At 62.4% G+C, this 14,938-nt stretch carries 16 protein-coding genes and 1 other RNA gene; 4 read left to right on the plus strand and 13 right to left on the minus strand.

The genetic code is table 11. The features are described 5' to 3' along the window. Positions 1-51 precede the first annotated feature (51 nt). Genes ybgC through IPM06_02310 form a run of 6 tightly spaced genes read right to left on the minus strand, consistent with a single transcriptional unit; the run spans position 52 to position 4,370 of the window. Entirely contained in the window at positions 52-495 is a 444-nt protein-coding gene (gene ybgC / locus IPM06_02285; protein ID MBK8769240.1) for a tol-pal system-associated acyl-CoA thioesterase, read from the minus strand. Further along, a complete protein-coding gene (ruvB, locus tag IPM06_02290; GenBank protein ID MBK8769241.1) occupies positions 492-1,532 on the minus strand; it encodes a Holliday junction branch migration DNA helicase RuvB in 1,041 nt (346 codons plus the stop codon). The genes ybgC and ruvB overlap by 4 nt, the downstream gene beginning before the upstream one ends. Then, entirely contained in the window at positions 1,529-2,146 is a 618-nt protein-coding gene (gene ruvA, locus IPM06_02295) for a Holliday junction branch migration protein RuvA (GenBank protein MBK8769242.1), read from the minus strand. Before ruvA ends, ruvB begins: the two co-directional genes overlap by 4 nt. Before the next feature lie 44 nt (positions 2,147-2,190). Next, entirely contained in the window at positions 2,191-2,694 is a 504-nt protein-coding gene (gene ruvC, locus IPM06_02300) for a crossover junction endodeoxyribonuclease RuvC (GenBank protein ID MBK8769243.1), read from the minus strand. A 9-nt stretch (positions 2,695-2,703) separates the two neighbouring features. Then, entirely contained in the window at positions 2,704-3,627 is a 924-nt protein-coding gene (locus IPM06_02305) for an acetamidase/formamidase family protein (protein ID MBK8769244.1), read from the minus strand. Then, positions 3,627-4,370: a YebC/PmpR family DNA-binding transcriptional regulator gene (locus IPM06_02310; GenBank protein MBK8769245.1), complete on the minus strand. Its 744-nt coding sequence runs from the start codon at positions 4,368-4,370 to the stop codon at positions 3,627-3,629. Before IPM06_02310 ends, IPM06_02305 begins: the two co-directional genes overlap by 1 nt. Positions 4,371-4,529: 159 nt before the next feature. Between IPM06_02310 and IPM06_02315 the strand changes: the two genes are divergently transcribed. Continuing rightward, positions 4,530-4,847 (plus strand): hypothetical protein, encoded by a 318-nt coding sequence (locus IPM06_02315; protein MBK8769246.1) that lies wholly within the window; start codon positions 4,530-4,532, stop codon positions 4,845-4,847. A gap of 73 nt (positions 4,848-4,920) precedes the next feature. After that, a complete protein-coding gene (locus IPM06_02320) occupies positions 4,921-5,610 on the plus strand; it encodes a DUF1194 domain-containing protein (protein ID MBK8769247.1) in 690 nt (229 codons plus the stop codon). A 9-nt stretch (positions 5,611-5,619) separates the two neighbouring features. On the opposite strand, the gene IPM06_02325 is transcribed toward IPM06_02320, so the two are convergent. The 5 genes from IPM06_02325 to IPM06_02345 all read right to left on the minus strand — a co-directional run bounded on the left by IPM06_02325 (position 5,620) and on the right by IPM06_02345 (position 10,587). Next, positions 5,620-6,447 carry an ABC transporter permease gene (locus IPM06_02325; protein MBK8769248.1) on the minus strand — a complete coding sequence of 276 codons (828 nt, stop codon included), beginning with the start codon at positions 6,445-6,447 and terminating at the stop codon, positions 5,620-5,622. A gap of 3 nt (positions 6,448-6,450) precedes the next feature. After that, positions 6,451-7,704 (minus strand): ABC transporter permease, encoded by a 1,254-nt coding sequence (locus IPM06_02330; GenBank protein ID MBK8769249.1) that lies wholly within the window; start codon positions 7,702-7,704, stop codon positions 6,451-6,453. Positions 7,705-7,841: 137 nt separating this feature from the next. Beyond that, positions 7,842-8,885, minus strand: coding sequence for an ABC transporter substrate-binding protein (locus IPM06_02335; protein ID MBK8769250.1), 1,044 nt, complete (start codon positions 8,883-8,885; stop codon positions 7,842-7,844). A gap of 311 nt (positions 8,886-9,196) precedes the next feature. Next, entirely contained in the window at positions 9,197-10,018 is an 822-nt protein-coding gene (locus IPM06_02340) for a TIGR00282 family metallophosphoesterase (GenBank protein MBK8769251.1), read from the minus strand. Continuing rightward, positions 10,009-10,587, minus strand: coding sequence for a 5-formyltetrahydrofolate cyclo-ligase (locus IPM06_02345; protein ID MBK8769252.1), 579 nt, complete (start codon positions 10,585-10,587; stop codon positions 10,009-10,011). Before IPM06_02345 ends, IPM06_02340 begins: the two co-directional genes overlap by 10 nt. Positions 10,588-10,741: 154 nt before the next feature. On the opposite strand from IPM06_02345, the gene IPM06_02350 reads away from it, so the two are divergent. Next, complete coding sequence (locus IPM06_02350; GenBank protein ID MBK8769253.1) at positions 10,742-11,812, plus strand: type III polyketide synthase; 1,071 nt, start codon at positions 10,742-10,744, stop codon at positions 11,810-11,812. Then, positions 11,809-12,306, plus strand: a complete 498-nt coding sequence (locus tag IPM06_02355; GenBank protein MBK8769254.1) for a hypothetical protein — start codon at positions 11,809-11,811, stop codon at positions 12,304-12,306. Before IPM06_02350 ends, IPM06_02355 begins: the two co-directional genes overlap by 4 nt. 9 nt (positions 12,307-12,315) lie before the next feature. On the opposite strand, the gene ssrS is transcribed toward IPM06_02355, so the two are convergent. Both ssrS and IPM06_02365 read right to left on the minus strand, forming a co-directional pair. Next, positions 12,316-12,478: non-coding RNA, 6S RNA (ssrS, locus tag IPM06_02360), on the minus strand. 39 nt (positions 12,479-12,517) lie between these two features. Continuing rightward, entirely contained in the window at positions 12,518-14,938 is a 2,421-nt protein-coding gene (locus IPM06_02365; GenBank protein MBK8769255.1) for a hypothetical protein, read from the minus strand.

A 14,938-nucleotide genomic window follows, 5' to 3' on the forward strand; every position in this document is an offset into this window, starting at 1 on the left:
CCGGGCCGGAACGCCTGTTATGTGCTTGAATCGATTATGGTTAACAAAGCGTTAGGAAACGACTTGGGAAAGCGCGCGGGCCATTTCGGGTGGCACCCGTTTTGGCCGGCCCCGCCCGTCAATGAGCGCCACGGTCACATCAGCCGTGAACAGCACCTCCGCCCCCCTCAGAACCCGTTGCCAGAGCACAAAACGGGCACCGGCCATTTCGCCGCTGGAGGTTTCCACCGTGAGGAGATCATCAAAGCGCGCAGGCCGCAGGAACTCGCAGGCCATCCGCCGCACCACGAACATGATGGGCTCGCCTGCGCCGAACAAGGCGTTCTGGTCGATGCCAGCCACCCGCAGGAAATCCGAACGCCCACGCTCACAGAATTTGAGATAGTTGGCGTGATAGACGTTACCGGAGAAATCCGTGTCTTCGTAGTAGACGCGAACGGCAAGGCGATGCACGCCCGAGGTGATGGCGCCCTCTGTGACCGATCCCCCACTCACTGATCTCCCTCCAGCGGCAGGATGCCTTGCGTGATTTCCGTTCGGTTGGGCACGGCCAATCCCAGGTGCTTGAAGGCATGATGGGTGAGCAGCCGTCCGCGCGGCGTGCGATTGAGGAAGCCGAGTTGCAGGAGATATGGCTCCACCACATCCTCGATGGCATCACGCCCTTCCGAGAGCGACGCCGCGATGGTGTCGATCCCCACAGGCCCCCCCCCGAAATTGAGCGCGATGCAATTGAGATAGCGGTGGTCAAGTGCATCGAGGCCGGCATGATCCACATCGAGGGCGCGCAGGGCCGAGTCTGCGGCAGTAGCGTCAACCTGTGTTTGTCCGCCCACAGAAGCGAAATCGCGCACGCGCCGCAGCAAGCGGCCCGCAATGCGGGGCGTACCGCGCGAGCGCCGCGCAATCTCCCGCGCACCATCATCCGTGAGTGCCAGCGCGAGAATGCGCGCGCCCCGCCGTACGATCTCCAGCAATTCAGTCTCGCCATAGAATTCGAGGCGGATGGGAATGCCGAAACGGTCACGCAAGGGCGTGGTAAGAAGGCCGGTGCGGGTCGTCGCCCCCACAAGCGTGAATTTTGCCAGGTCGATCTTTACGCTGCGGGCCGCTGGTCCCTCGCCGATGATGAGGTCCAGCTGAAAATCCTCCATGGCGGGATAGAGCACCTCTTCCACCGCCGGGTTGAGCCTGTGGATTTCGTCGATGAAGAGGACGTCGCGGTCTTCGAGGTTGGTGAGGATGGCTGCGAGATCACCCGCCTTGGCGATGACGGGGCCGGAGGTGGAGCGGAAGTTGACGCCCATCTCGCGGGCCATGATCTGCGCCAGCGTCGTCTTGCCCAGGCCCGGCGGTCCGGCAAAGAGCACGTGATCCAGCGCTTCGCCGCGCGCCTTCGCGGCCTCGATGAAAACCTTGAGGTTCGCCTTCTGCTTCGTCTGGCCGATGAACTCGTCCAGCTTCTGCGGGCGGAGATGCGTATCCAGCACATCTTCCGGCTTCTTGTCATTGGTGAGGACGGAGCGCATCATCCCGTGGCCAGTTCCTTGAGGGCCAGCCGGATCAATTTCTCCGTAGGCTGATCATCGCCTGCCTTTTTCAAGGCCGCGGAAACGGATTGCGCCGCCTGCGTCTGTCCGTAACCGAGATTGACCAATGCCGAGACGGCATCCGTGACGGAAGAGGACCTGGGAGCAGCAAGGTCCGCCGCCACCTGTGAGAGCCCGAGATCCGCCGCCGTGTAGGCTGGCGCCTTGTCCTTCAATTCCAGCACGATCCGTTCCGCGAGCTTCTTGCCAACGCCATTGGCACGGCCGATCATGGCCTTGTCCTGCAACGCGATGGCCGAGGCCAGTTCGCCCGGCCCCATGACAGACAGGATTGCCAGCGCCACCCGCGACCCCACGCCTTGCACGGTCTGCAGCAGCTTGAACCATTCCTTCTCCAGATGCGTGGCAAAGCCGACGAGACGGATGGCGTCCTGGCTGACCAGCATTTCCGTGTGCAATTCACATGCCTCGCCTGCCCCCGGCAGTGCAGCCAATGTCTTGGAGGAACAGGAGACGAAATAGACAACGCCATTCACGTCCACCATCGCCCAATCCGGCCCCGTGGAATCAATGCGTCCCTTGAGTTTTCCGATCATGCTGTCTTCCTAGCAGCGACTGGTAAAGACCGAGTTAGAACAAGTCAAGAACGCGCCAGCACTGCGGCGAGGCTTCGGGCGCTGCGGTGATGGGCGTGGCAGATGGCGATGGCCAGTGCATCGGTGGAATCAGCGCTGTGCAATTTCGCTTTCGGCAGCAGCACCTTGACCATGTGCTTCACCTGGAACTTCTCGGCATGGCCCGCGCCCACCACTGATTTCTTCACCTGATTGGGCGCGTATTCCGCCACCGTGATCCGGAACGAAGCCGGAGCCAGCATCACGGCGCCGCGCGCCTGCCCGAGTTTGAGCGTCGCCCGCGCATCACTGTTCACGAAGGTCTCTTCGATTGCCGCCTCGTTTGGCGCGTATTCTTGCAGAACCGCCAGAACCTGCGCGTGAATCTGCAGCAGCCGTTCCGCCAGCGGTGCCTCCGCATCGGAATGCACCGCGCCATCCGCCACATAGATGAGGCGCGACCCGTCCACGTCGATGACGCCCCAGCCGGTGTTGCGCAGCCCTGGATCCAGCCCGATGATTCGTACCATGGCGCAACTCTAGGCGCGCCGGGAAAAACCTGCGAGGGCCTGCTTTTCCAACCGGCACGCCACCGAGAAGGCGGGGTTGAAGACGTTGGCAATGTCGTAGCGCACATGCATGCCGAGGAGATGCGCAGCACTCACCGCATCAAGACCGAAATCCTGCGACAGCCAGTCCAGCATTTCGGATGTGGCATGCTGCAGCGCCTGCTCCAGCGGCCGGGCGTTGCCGACGGTGAAAAGCGACTCCGCATCTTCGCCCCGCGGCCAGGTGATGGACCGCCCCTTGATCACCCGCACACGGAATTCCACCTCAGCCGAAGTTTCGATGCCGGTGCCCGCAATTTCGCCGTCACCCTGCGCCGCATGCGCATCGCCAAGGCAGAACAGCGCCCCTTCCACCCCAACGGGAAAATAGGCGGTGGCACCTTCGCCGAATCGGTTGTAGTCCATGTTGCCGCCATGATGGCCACTGGTGGCGGTCGAAATATATTCGCCATCAGCGGGCGCCACGCCGAAGCAACCGAGCATCGGCTTCAGCGGCACCGACCACTCCGGCAGCGCGGTAGTCGGCCGTTCAAGACGAACGGCGCGGGCGTTGTCATCAATGCGCCAGAATATCTTTTCGCGCTCCGGCATCGCCCGCACCCGGGCCGGATCCACCACATTCCAAGCCAACCCCTGACGGGTCCAGCCCATGCGACGGTTCATGCGGATGCGGATGATTTCGACGGCCAACGTATCCCCAGGCACCGCCCCCTCCACAAGGAAGGGACCCGTCATCGGGTTGGTGTCGCCGCCGCGCTGGATATTCTCGTGGTCAAAGCCATGGGCATCCACTGTGGTCGTGGTGACGACATCTCCATCCCTCACGGACAAGACGGGAGCGTGCGCACCGAGCGTTGCGTGAAAGTGCTGCGGAATGAAGGTGGGGCTCGCCATCACCCACTCAGCTTTTCCATCACGTCTTCGGGAATATCGGCGTTGGAGAAGACGGACTGCACGTCATCGTCTTCGTCCAGTGCATCCACGAGCTTCAGAAGGCTCTCGGCCTTTTCCGCGTCGAGGGCCGTGAGGACGTTGGGCTTCCAGACGACCTTCACGGATTGGGCGTCGCCGAATCTCGCGGCAAGTGCCGACGACACCTCGCCGATGTTTTCAAAGGCGCATGTGACCGTGTGTGCGCCATCGCTCACGGCATCATCGGCACCGGCGTCGATCGCTGCTTCCAGCATCGCATCGGCGCTGATCTTGCCAAGCGGATAGACGATCTCACCCACCCGGGCGAACATGAAGGAGACCGAACCGGATTCACCCATGTTGCCGCCGAACTTGGCGAAGAGCGAGCGCACGACAGGGGCGGTGCGGGCACGATTGTCAGTGAGGGCTTCCACGATGACGGCCACACCGCCGGGTCCGTAGCCCTCATAGCGCACGTTGTCGTAGTTGTCCGCATCACCGCCTGCGGCCTTCTTGATGGCGCGCTCGATGTTGTCCTTGGGCAGGTTCTCCGCGCGCGCGTTCTGGATGGCGAGGCGCAGGCGGGAGTTGGCGGCGGGGTCCGGAAGACCGGCTTTGGCGGCCACCGTGATTTCGCGGGAGAGCTTGGAGAAGTTCTTTGCACGCTGGGCGTCCTGCTTGCCCTTGCGGTGCATGATGTTCTTGAATTGTGAATGGCCGGCCATGGTATTCCTCGGAAACAGAAGGCCCGCGCCAGAGTGGCGGGCAACGTCCCGTGCCCTATAGCCAAGCCTGTGCCCACCGCACAAGAAGCCCTTTAACCCTGCCTTAACGCTGTTCGTTCACCATGTCCGGCAGTGAGTGTGTTTGTGGAGTGTAGCGTCATGGCAACGGCAGCCAAACCGGCAATCGAAGCGTATTCTTTCGGCGGAGAACCCGCCGGGATTGCGGGTGCAGCAGCCCTGAGAAAGGTCAAATCCTTGGCTGAAACGGCACCCCAAGGACGGCTCTTTGCAGCCATCTCCACCCTCGCAGATACCAGTTCAGCAGCCGCGGATGCCTATGAAGCCGCAGGCCTCGCCGAATTGCGTTCCGTGTCCGATCATCATCTCGCCCGCGGCAACCGCATCGCCGCACGTCTGCGCGAAGCGCTGGGCGCAGACATGGCAACGCCCCTCCCCGCCTTCATGCGCAAGCGCTGAAGCCAGCCAACCACCTGTCGCCATCGGCCCCGCATCGGACTAGCATTCTCCGCGAAACGGTGAGGTGCGTCCCATGCGCGGCCCTTTTCTCTTTCTGGTCTTCAACCTGCTGAATGCCCTTGCCCCGGTGAGGGCGGAAACGCCGCTCCCGCCGGTGGACGTGGCGCTGGTGCTGGCTGTGGACATTTCCGCCAGCGTCGATGCCCGCGAACACCGCCTGCAGATGGCGGGGATTGCCGCGGCCTTGCAAAGCGAGGCGGTGCTGAAAGCCATCGCCGCCGCCCCCCGTAAGCGCATCGCCATTGCCATCACACAATGGTCGGGGCTGAATGTGCAGCGCGTTGTCGTGCCGTGGACGATCATCGACGGCGAGGCCTCCGCGGTGACACTCGCGCGCCGCGTTCTGACATCGCCCCGCGCCGATCCCGGCGGAGGAACGTCCCTGTCATTGGCTTTGGATCACGCGGCCCGTCTCTTCGAAACGGCGCCGCAAGCCACTCGCCGCGTCATCGACATTTCCACCGATGGCATCAATAACATCGGCCCGCCTCTGGATCAGATCAACCGCACGCTCGCCCGCAACAAGATCACCGTGAACGGCCTTGCCATCACCAGCGACTGGCCGAAACTCGGGGACTACCTGAGCAAGAATGTCATCACGGGGCCAGCGGCCTTTGCCACCGAGGCAAATGGGTTCGAGGCCTTCGGCGACGCCATGCTGTCGAAACTATTGCGCGAAATAAGGGGCCCCGGCCTGAGCTGAAAACCCTGCTCAGGTGCGGATGCCGCGCAGGCGCTCGCTGCGGCGGCGAAGCAGTTCCACCGTCACCAGCATCAGCGTCGAGAGGATGATGAGCACCGTTGCCGCCGCCGTGATGGTGGGCGAAATCTGCTCGCGGATGCCGGAGAACATTTGCCGCGGCAATGTCCGCTGCTCCGGCCCGGCGATGAAGATCACCGCAATCACTTCATCGAAGGACGTGCCGAACGCAAAGAGCGCGCCCGAAATCATGCCAGGCAGGATGAGCGGCATGACCACCCGGAAGAATACCGTGGACGGCGAGGCGCCAAGGCTTTCTCCCGCCCGCATCAGGGTGCGGTCAAAGGACGACAGTGTTGCCGTTACGGTGATCACGACGAAGGGCGTTGCCAGCGCCGTGTGCGCCAGCACCAGTCCCGGCAGCGTGCCGAGAAGGCTGAGCTTGGCGTAAAAGAAGAACATGCCCAGCGCCGAGATGATGATTGGGACGATCATCGGTGAAATCAGGACCGCCATGATCGTGGCGCGGAACGGAATATTGCCACGCGCCAGGCCAAGCGCCGCCAGCGTGCCGAGCGTGGTGGAGAGAATCGTGGTCAGGATGGCCAGCACACCCGAAAGCCACAAGGCACTCTGCCAGCGCGGATTGAAGAAGAAGTCCTCATACCAGCGCAGCGAAAAGCCCGGCATGGGATAGCTGAAGAACATGTCGGAGTTGAATGACAGCGGCATGATGGCGAGAATCGGGGAGATCAGGAACAGCAGCACCAGCCCGACGAAGGCCCGCAGGCCCCAGTAGGCGAATTTTTCGGATATGGTCGCATAGGGAGGCAGTGACATGGTTCAACCCAACTTCATCCGGTCGATGCCGACAAGCTTGTTGTAGACGTAGTAGAGGATCATCGTGGCGGTGAGCAGCACAGCGCCCAGTGCGGAAGCTTTGCCCCAGTTGTTCTCCTGGTTCATGGCAATGTCGATGAAGCCCGAGATCATGTTGTCCGTCGGCCCGCCCACAAGCGCCGGGGTGATGTAGTAACCAAGGCACAGGATGAATGTGAGCAGGCATCCCGCCGCCACGCCGGGCAGCGTCTGGGGAATATAGACACGCCAATAGGCGTAGCCAGGCTTGGCCCCCAAGGACCGCGCCGCCCGCATGTAAGTGGGAGAGATGGTCTTCATCACGGAATAGATGGGCAGCAGCGTGAACGGCAGCTGGATGTGAACCATCGCGAGCACCGTTGCAAAGCGTGTCTTGAAAAGCTGCGGTTCACCCGCAATCAGGCCAAGCTGGTTGAGGAGCCAGGTGAGGCCAGTCAGCGACATCACCTGCGTGACGACGCCGCCGTCCTGCAGGAGGATGGACCAAGCTGTGGTGCGCACCAGAAGCGATGTCCAGAACGGCAACAGCACGAGGATCATCAACAGGCTGGCCCGCTTCTGCGGGATCGTGGCGAGAAGATAGGCCACGGGGAATCCCATCACCAGCGTGAGTGCCGTGACAAGGAAGGAAATGCCCAGCGTGCGGAGGAGAATGTCCCGGTAGATTTTCCGGTTCGCGTCAACGCCGGTGATGCTGCCGTCGGGAGTCTGTTTGAGGTCGAGCACGTTCAACAGGTAGAAGGGCGTGTAGGATGATCCGGCGCGCTTGATCGTCGCCCAGGTGTCTGGTTGCCCCCACACGGGATCAATGGCGATCACCGCGTCCTTCCACGGACCCGCCTCCATCTTTTCCAGTTTGCGCGCCGTGACCGTGACCTTGGATTTGAGGGTGGGCATTTCGTAGTTCAGCCGCTTGCCGATCAGCGCCGATGTCTTGGCCTTCTGCGCGGCCTTCATGTCGGCGGCGAAGGCGGCAAACACGTCTTCGCCGGGCACGGTCGTGCCATCCCAGGTGGAGATTGCGGCAACCGTCTGCGGCATCTGGTCATGAATGTCCGGATCGTAAAAGGCGTTCGTCAGCATGGCGCCAATGGGCACGAGAAAACTGATGACGATGAAAAGGAACAGCGGCGCAATGAGTGCGAGGGCCTTCATCTGGGCCTGGCGCTGCGCCTGCGCCAGTTTTTGCTTGAGCGGCGTGCCGTCTGCCGCGCGCATGATGGTGTCGGATGTGACTGCGACCGATGTCATCGAAAGCCCCTCGCCCGGATGATCGGGAAGAACGGCAACGCCAATTCTTCCGGTGGGCGCCTTCCCCCGCCATGGGCGAGGGAAGGCTGTTATGGTGTCTTGTCTTACTGCGAAAGCCAGGCGTTGAAGCGTTCCTTCAACTGGTCGCCGTTGTCAGCCCAGAACTGCGTGTCGAGGTTGAACGCGGTCTTCAGGTTGTCCGGAGCGGTCGGCAGCTTCGGCAGAACGGCCGGGTCGACGTTCGGGATGGCATCGCTGTTGGCGGGGCCATAGGCGATGTACTTGGTCTGCTCGGCCTGCGGTGCGGGGCTCGATGCGAAGGCGAGGAAGCGATAGGCTTCTTCCATCTTCGGCGTGCCCTTGGCGATGGACCACAGATCCCAGTCGAGGGCCTGCGCATCCCACACGATCTTGAACGGCTTGCCGTCCTTGTCGATTGGCGTCTGCAGGCGGCCGTTCCAGGCCGACGTCATGACGACCTGGCCATCAGCCAGGAGCTGCGGCGCCTGCGCTCCGGCTTCCCACCAGATGATGTCCTTCTTGATGGTGTCGAGCTTCTTGAAGGCGCGGTCCACGCCTTCCGGCGTGGCGAGAACCTTGTACACGTCAGCCGTCGGAACGCCGTCGGCGATGAGCGCCCATTCCAGGTTCACGGTCGGGTTCTTCTGCAGGCCGCGCTTGCCGGGGAACTTGGCAAGGTCGAACAGGTCGTTGATGCTGGTCGGGCCATCCTTCAACTTGGAAGCGTCATAGCCAAACACGGTTGCGAACACGATCGTGGGGACCGAACATTCCGACACTTCGCCGCCGATCATCTTGGCCTTGTCGACGCCGACCTTCGCCCAGTCGATCACTTCCAGTGCACCTTCGGCGCAGCCCTGAAGGGCCGTGGCCGAGTCCACGTCGATCACGTCCCAGGTGATCGCGCCCGATTCCACCATGGCCTTGATCTTGGCCACTTCGCCGTTGTACTCGGCCTCAGTGATCTTGTTGCCGGCGGCGATGTAGGGCTTGTAATAGGCTTCGCGCTGCGAATCCTGATACGCACCACCCCACGACGTGATCGTGAGCTCGTCAGCCCGGGCAACACCGGCAAGCGCCGAACCGGCGAGAAGGCCGGCTCCCAGGACTGTGAGAAGTTTGTTCATGTCATTCCTCCAAAAAATTGAGGCCGGCTTGGCCGGCGATGAGCAAATTTCATGGGGAATGGGTGCGTCCTGATCCTGTGAAAAGCAGCATTCGGCACGCGCCGCCTCTGCTTTCCGGATGGATGTGGCCACCTCCCCGATGACCCTTCAGACCCGCTTTTCAAAGAGCCTTGGCAACCCTGTGCCCGGCACTTCCTGTTTTTGTGTTCAGGTCCGTCGATGCTGGATGATAGCAAGTGTTTGGCAAGCGTCACTGGCTTTTTTGTCGCGACAGCGACAAAATGGATTCATGGCACGTCATCGTGTCGGCGTTACCAGAATGGGATCTCCGCTGGTGCCAGTTGGCCTCCGATGCGGATGGGCGCAACCTTGAGGGCGAGCCCTGTTGCGTCATCCGTTTCCACCGCCAGGCCGCACACCGTGGCTTCGCCTTCAGCGGGCTTCATGCGCTCCACGGGCAGTTTGCGCAGAAAGCGCTGCAGCGGCTCCGCCTTGTCCATGCCGATGACGGAATCATAGTCTCCGCACATGCCTGCATCGGTCTGGTAGGCCGTGCCGCCGGCGAGAATGTGATGGTCGGCGGTGGGCGTATGGGTGTGGGTACCCACAACCACGCTCACGCGGCCATCGCAGAAATGGCCCATGGCCATCTTCTCCGACGACGCCTCGCCGTGGAAGTCGAGCAGGATGGCATCGCAGTCGCGTCCCAGTCGGCACTGTTCGATTTCGCGCTCCACCGCGGGGAACGGGTCATCCAGCACCGGCTCCACCATCACGCGGCCCATGGCATTGACCACCAGCACGCGCCGTCCTGATGCCGTCTCCACCATGGCGGAGCCGCGCCCGGGACAATCCTTCGGCCAGTTGGCGGGGCGGATGAGGCGGTCTTCGCGGGCGACCGTCGTCAGCAGTTCGCGCTGGTCGAAGGCGTGATTGCCGAGCGTCACCACGTCCGCACCCGCATCCCGGAGGAAGAAATAGTGCTCGCTGCTCAACCCAAATCCGTGGGTCGTGTTTTCGCCGTTCACAACAACGCAATCTGGCGCAAATCGCGCCCGCAGGTCCGGCAGGACACGCCCAACTGCCTCGCGCCCGGACCGGCCCAACACATCACCGAGAAAGATCAACCGCACGTAACCAGCTCTTTTTCCGTCATCACATAATTCAAAAGCTGGTCATGATGGTCATGGAGCACGCTGTCAACTTCCTGCACAGAATAGGCAACGCCAATGGCGGTGACGGGCTTGGTGTTCCGCAGCTTCTCCAGGGTACGGTCGTAGAATCCGCCGCCATAGCCCAGCCGGTAGCCCTTGCGGTCAAATGCTAGCAGCGGCACCAGCAGGACATCGGGATCCACCAGCGGAGCATCCTCCGCCGGACGGGGAATATCCCACTTGCCGGGAATGGTCGGTTCGCCTGGCATCCACCGGCGGAATTCGAGCGGTTGCCCGAGTTTCAGCACGATAGGCAACGCCGTTGTCCAGCCTTCGCCCGCCAACCGCCCCAGCAGCGGCCGGGTATCGATCTCGCTCAGGTAGGGGAAAAATGCAGAGACGACGGAACGTCCAGCTTCCGGCTTCACGGGAAAGGGGTGGCTGACGAGAAACTGTGCCGCAGCGTCTTTCAGCCGTTCATGGGAGGCGTCGCGCCGGGCCATGGCTTCGGCGCGTGCAGCCTTTTTCAGGGGTGCCAAGGGGTCCATGCCGCCACCCTAGCAAGGGCCAGCACTGGGTCGCATCCGGAATCGACACCTCATCGCCAGCCCGCGATCAACAAGGGTTGCGACCTTCGCCACGTACACGGGGAAGTGAAGACTTTTGCCTTGCGGTCCCATTGCCGCCGCCACAGCATCGGGCATGACCGCATCGGCACCGTCTCGATTCTCCTCACCCAGCCCCCGTCTTTCCAGCCTCGCAACCGCCGTCCCGCCCAACGTGCTCGAAACCGCGCACGTGGTGAAGCAGGCGGGGCGCATTTTTGCGCGCTTCGGCGATGACTTCGAACGGATGCTGCCCGTCTTCACCAATACCGGGATTGACCGGCGCTATTCGGCCTGCCCATCGGAGTGGTTCGATCACGCCTGGGGCTGGCCGGAACGGACACGCCAGTTCACCACGACCGCCGAAAGCCTGTTTCGCGAGGCGAGCACGCGAGCGCTGGACGAAGCGGGCGTTGCTCCGGCCGATGTGGATGCGATCGTCACGGTCTCCTCCACCGGCATCGCCACGCCCTCGATCGAGGCGCGGGTGATGGGCAGCATGGGATTCCGGGATGATGTGTTGCGTCTCCCCGTGTTTGGCCTGGGCTGCGCCGGCGGCGTGACGGGCCTGGCCGTTGCCGCGCGCCTCGCCCGCGCCATGCCTGGCAGGACCATTCTCCTCTGCGTGATCGAGTTGTGCACGCTCGCCTTCCGGCCCGACGAGATGACCAAGTCGAACATTGTCGCCACCGCCCTCTTCGGCGATGGTGCTGCGGCCGCCGTGATCCGCACCTCTGGCTCCGGTCCCACAATTGAATGCAGTGGCGAACACACCTGGCCCGGAACGGTCGATGTCATGGGATGGCGCGTGGATGATGAAGGCTTCGGCGCTATCTTCTCGCGCTCAATTCCCGACCTTGTGCTCAACGATCTGCGCGGAGCGGCCGATGCCTTTCTGCAGCGCAATGCCCTCACGGCCGCCGATGTCGATCATTATTCCTTCCACCCCGGCGGCACGAAGGTGATCCAGGCGCTGGAAACGGCCTTTGAACTGGGACAAGGACGGCTCGCGGATGAACGCGCCGTACTCGCAGGTTTCGGCAACATGTCCGCACCCACCGTATTGTTCGTCCTGCAGCGCGCCTTGTCACAACCTTGGACAGGCCGCCGCTTCGTTGGCTCTCTCGGTCCCGGTTTCACCGCCAGCTTTGTGACGATGACACAATGAACACGCTCGCCGTTGCCATCCTCGCCTGCGTCACAGCCCAGAGGGCGAGCGAAGTCTGGCTTGCCCGGCGAAACACAGAGCGCCTGCTCGCAACGGGCGGCGTGGAACACGGTGCGAACCACTATCCCGTCATGGTGGCCCTTCACGCCGCATGGCTGTTGATCCTGTGGTGGCTGGCACCTGTACGGGAGGTATCACTGCCGCTTCTCGCCCTTTATGCGGCTTGCCAGGTGTTCAGGCTGTGGATTCTGGCGACGCTCGGGGCCCGCTGGACCACGCGCATCATCACGGTGCCCGGTGAGCGGCTGGTGGCCCGGGGACCGTTCCGCTTCATCCGGCATCCGAATTATGCACTCGTTGCAATTGAAGTGCCGCTCTTGCCGCTGGTCTTCAACCTCATGGCAGTGGCGGCCATCTTCGCGGTCCTGAATCTTGCCATGCTCGCCTGGCGCATCGGCGTGGAAAACCGCGCACTGGGCTATGCTCGAAGCTGAGGGAGAAGTGACGAGACCACCATGGGCCGTGGGAACGTACGATCCCGGGTCCCTACTTGCGTAGGTGGGCGCCGTTTACGCCAGGCCACGGCCCGGCACAGGGACAGCTCCCAATGGTATCGTTTATAGGCCCCAGGGAATAAAGGTTCCTGCACGTACCGGGCAGTCTCGCCATCCGCCATGTAAGACTGGCGGGGCCGGAAGTCCAGTTCTACTGACGCAGGTTGATGTCCTTCTGCTTCACCACATAGGTGGCGGTGAAGCGGATTTCGTCACCGGGACGCAACGTGTCCCAAACGCCGTTGGTGGCCGCATCGCTGGAGTCGCTGAGTGGCGCGGCATCCACAAGCATGATCTCATTGCCCGGCACGGGAGCGGTGCCATAGCCATTGTGCGCGTCGGAGACGCTGACGCCTGTCACCGTCTGGTTGCCCGCGTTGCGGACGCGATATGTGTAGGTGATCGTGCCGCCCACGCCGACGTTGGCAAGCGGTGAACCGATCTTGTCGATCACGAGCTGCGGATTGAGCGTCATTGTGACGGCGACCGACCCCTGCGCACTGACAGGATTGCTGTTGTAGGTGGAGGCCGCTGTCGCGGTATTGTCGATGTCGCTGTCCCCGCCTCCATTCGTGTCGAAATCCGCCTGGGTGGCCGTGTAACTCACGGTGCAGGTGGCGTTCGCTCCAACGGCCAGGCTGGCGATCACGTTCGTACCGCTCGGCACGCAGGTGACGGCGCCCAATGGGTCCGTCAGCGTCACCGAGGTGAGCGGCACATTGCCAGGGTTGCTCACCACCATCGTGAAGGAAATGGTTTGTCCAGCAGCCGTTACATTTGTGGGGCTGGCGGTCTTGTTGACGGCAAGTTGTGGCGCAGCGGCAGCATTCGTGAACACGCAAGTGATATCCGCACCATTGACCACGTTCGCACCCAGAATGGTGACACTTGCGGTGGCGGACGTGGCGACAGGCGTGGGATTGCCGGTGACGCTCGCGTTGCTATCAGTGCAGCTCACGCCAGCGCTGATCCAGGCGAGCGAGAATGTTTCGCCAAGCGTGACGGGACTCCCCGTCGTCGAAACAAGATTGGCGGCGGGTGCTGCCGGAGTCCCGCTGTTGACCGCAAGCGTGCTGATGGCACCGGGCGTCGTTGCAAGATTGCTGGACGAAAATGTGAACGGTCCGCCGAAGTTGCCGGTGGTGACTTTCTGCACGCGCACCACGGGCGTCTTGTTGTTGGTGAAGGTGCAGATGATATTGGCCGTTGCTGCCGTTGCTGCTGCATTGAGCGTGAGGATGTTGCCCGAAAGCGACGCGGCGCCGCCCACCGCCATGCCCGTGCAAGTGGCGGAAGCGAGTGTCCATCCTGAGGGAACTGTTTCCGTGACGGTTGTTGCGGTCGCCGCAGTGGTCAACGTCATCACCGCACTCGGCGCAGGATTGGCCGATGCGGTGTTGAGGGTGACCGTGCCGAAACCGTTGCTGCCGCTGAAATCGAACGAACCCGTGTTCCCCACCGACAGTTTGCGAACCTGAAGCGTGGGCCGTTTTCCGTTGATGATTGCACAGGTGATCATGGCCCCGGCGCGCACGTTGGCGGCCGCCAGTGTGACGGTGTAGCCGCTCACCGCCGCGGTGAAGCTGGCCGGATTCCCCGAGACGGCACTATTGGAATCGGTGCAGGTGGCAGGTGTTGTCGTGATGAGCCAGCCCGCTGCACCCGTTTCCGCAATCGTCGTGTTGGTTGCCGTTGCGTAGAGCCGCGTGTAGGCACCCGTTACCGCCGTGCCGGCAGTGGCCGTTGTGACCGAGGTGGACAACGTCTGCGACGACCAGGGCGAGGTGGCGAGATTGAGGACGTTGCCGACGTCGAAATTGAACGTGCCGACGCCACCGTTGGAAGTCTTCTGCAGGCGCAGTTGCGGTGAGCGCGTGAACGTTACGGTCTCGATGTAGATGAACTGCTGCGACGGGTTGGTGACGGTACTGTTGGCGCCGGAGATGTGACGGATGGTCAGTGTCCGGATGGGGCCGGAGAAGCTGACGGTGACGTTGCCCGCATTGTCCGTGACGTTCTGGTTGGTGGACAGTGCCCGCCCGGTGGCGGCATTCCAGGTGACGATGGCCGCATTCTGCGGCGTGCCCGATGTGGGCAGGATGGTGCTTCCCGCGATATTCGTGGCGCGAAACTCCACGATGTCATTGAAAGCAGCGCCCGAGATGTTGAACGTAGGCCCGCCATCAATGTCGCCCACGATGACGCTGGCGTTGTAGACGGGTTCATTGAAATTGATGGTCGTGGTCTGGACGGCGCTTTCGTCGTCCACAGCGGCATTCATCGTCGAATTGACGTAACCCGTCGTTCCGTTCGACGTTGATGCAGGCTCGATGGCCAGCGTGTTCGGTCCGGCGGAATCATAGGTTCCTGCAACGCTGCCGCTGCTCGTGACGGTGAGCAAAGTCGGTGCGCTGCCGTATGTCGGTGAATCGGTGGCACCCCCGCGCAGGTTTGTGGCCGGACGGGTGTTCCAGTCGATGGTGTCCGCATAAGCGGTCCAACTCAGGCCAACGAGCCCACAGCAAATGATGATGATGCGCAGTACGCCGCGACCAACGCTAGGGAACCACAC

This window comes from Hyphomicrobiales bacterium, assembly GCA_016710435.1.
Taxonomy (GTDB): domain Bacteria; phylum Pseudomonadota; class Alphaproteobacteria; order Rhizobiales; family Aestuariivirgaceae; genus Aestuariivirga.

What these genes read in the sequence shown, in the direction of transcription:
- ruvB (MBK8769241.1), bottom strand. Translation starts at nt 1,532, where the DNA reads ATGATGCGCTCCGTCCTCACCAATGACAAGAAGCCGGAAGATGTGCTG.
- ruvA (MBK8769242.1), bottom strand. Translation starts at nt 2,146, where the DNA reads ATGATCGGAAAACTCAAGGGACGCATTGATTCCACGGGGCCGGATTGG.
- ruvC (MBK8769243.1), bottom strand. Translation starts at nt 2,694, where the DNA reads ATGGTACGAATCATCGGGCTGGATCCAGGGCTGCGCAACACCGGCTGG.
- IPM06_02305 (MBK8769244.1), bottom strand. Translation starts at nt 3,627, where the DNA reads ATGGCGAGCCCCACCTTCATTCCGCAGCACTTTCACGCAACGCTCGGT.
- IPM06_02310 (MBK8769245.1), bottom strand. Translation starts at nt 4,370, where the DNA reads ATGGCCGGCCATTCACAATTCAAGAACATCATGCACCGCAAGGGCAAG.
- IPM06_02315 (MBK8769246.1), top strand. Translation starts at nt 4,530, where the DNA reads ATGGCAACGGCAGCCAAACCGGCAATCGAAGCGTATTCTTTCGGCGGA.
- IPM06_02320 (MBK8769247.1), top strand. Translation starts at nt 4,921, where the DNA reads ATGCGCGGCCCTTTTCTCTTTCTGGTCTTCAACCTGCTGAATGCCCTT.
- IPM06_02325 (MBK8769248.1), bottom strand. Translation starts at nt 6,447, where the DNA reads ATGTCACTGCCTCCCTATGCGACCATATCCGAAAAATTCGCCTACTGG.
- IPM06_02330 (MBK8769249.1), bottom strand. Translation starts at nt 7,704, where the DNA reads ATGCGCGCGGCAGACGGCACGCCGCTCAAGCAAAAACTGGCGCAGGCG.
- IPM06_02335 (MBK8769250.1), bottom strand. Translation starts at nt 8,885, where the DNA reads ATGAACAAACTTCTCACAGTCCTGGGAGCCGGCCTTCTCGCCGGTTCG.
- IPM06_02345 (MBK8769252.1), bottom strand. Translation starts at nt 10,587, where the DNA reads ATGGACCCCTTGGCACCCCTGAAAAAGGCTGCACGCGCCGAAGCCATG.
- IPM06_02350 (MBK8769253.1), top strand. Translation starts at nt 10,742, where the DNA reads ATGACCGCATCGGCACCGTCTCGATTCTCCTCACCCAGCCCCCGTCTT.
- IPM06_02355 (MBK8769254.1), top strand. Translation starts at nt 11,809, where the DNA reads ATGAACACGCTCGCCGTTGCCATCCTCGCCTGCGTCACAGCCCAGAGG.